This is a genomic window from Paenibacillus sp. S29 (assembly GCF_049319765.1).
In the GTDB taxonomy this organism is placed as follows: domain Bacteria; phylum Bacillota; class Bacilli; order Paenibacillales; family Paenibacillaceae; genus Paenibacillus; species Paenibacillus polymyxa_B.
Window position 1 is genome coordinate 1 of record NZ_JBMOUI010000060.1, and the last position, 579, is coordinate 579.

Genomic DNA, 579 nt, shown 5'->3' on the forward strand with positions numbered 1-579 from the left:
CATGAACGAGCGGCAGCTGACCTACCGCGAGCTGAACGAGCGATCCAACCGCCTTGCGCGGAAGCTGCGGGAGACGGGAGTAGAAGCGGACCAGCTGGTAGCGATTCTGGCCGAACGCTCGCTCGATATGGTTGTCGGCATTCTGGCGATTCTCAAAGCGGGCGGAGCATACGTGCCTGTCGATCCCGACTACCCGGAGGAGCGCATCCGCTTTATGATCGAGGATTCGGGCGCGCCGTTATTGCTGATTCAAAAGCATCTGCACGAGAAGACCGACTTTGTAGGAACGCGCCTTGAATTGGACGATTTCGTTTGGGGCGACAGAGGGGCGGACTCCGCCGATGCGCTGGACGCTTCGAACCTGGAGCCGATTTCCGGGCCGGGCAACCTGGCATATGTCATCTACACGTCGGGAACGACCGGCAGACCGAAAGGAACGCTGATCGAGCATAAGAACGTCGTGCGCCTCCTGTTCAACGACAAGAACCTGTTTGACTTCGGGCCATCCGACACGTGGACGCTGTTCCACTCGTTCTGCTTCGATTTCTCCGTCTGGGAAATGTACGGAGCGCTGCTGTA

At 58.7% G+C, this 579-nt stretch carries 1 protein-coding gene; it reads left to right on the forward strand.

The window, feature by feature from the left end; genetic code table 11:
* On the forward strand, positions 1 to 579 hold a 579-nt coding region (locus ACL9RM_RS26460; RefSeq protein ID WP_414126700.1), incomplete at both ends, for an AMP-binding protein.